Annotated in this window: 1 protein-coding gene; it reads right to left on the bottom strand. The window is 49.1% G+C overall.

The window, feature by feature from the left end; translation table 11 throughout:
* A partial coding sequence (locus F2P45_RS34880; RefSeq protein ID WP_267877396.1) for a contractile injection system protein, VgrG/Pvc8 family occupies positions 1-328 on the bottom strand: 328 nt, incomplete at both ends.

The following is a 328-nucleotide window of genomic DNA, read 5'->3' as shown; positions in this document are numbered from 1 at the left end:
CTTTGCGCATGCCAAGGTATTTGTACCATGGCCCTAGCAAAGCTTCATAATACGATACTCCACCATCCACTGTTTTGAGAGTGAAAGCAAATACTCTTCCGGTAAAATAGCGTAGCGTGCCGTCCCGGCGCACCATTTCCACGCAGAGCATTTTGCCCTGCATATCCTTGAGTGGAATATTCGGATTATCTGACAGGAGTTCAACTTTGAACTCGAACGGCTTGGACATGCTCTCGAAGGCATCGAGCTTATTAACAAGTAAATCGCCAAGAGGAGCATCTTGATTTGGAAAAGACAGGCGCAGCAGGCGGCTATGTTGCCGGGCCCC

This window comes from Massilia mucilaginosa (genome assembly GCF_011682145.1).
In the GTDB taxonomy this organism is placed as follows: domain Bacteria; phylum Pseudomonadota; class Gammaproteobacteria; order Burkholderiales; family Burkholderiaceae_D; genus Telluria_A; species Telluria_A mucilaginosa.
The sequence above is the reverse complement of the archived record's forward strand: the minus strand, read 5'-3'. Positions and strand labels throughout refer to the sequence as shown.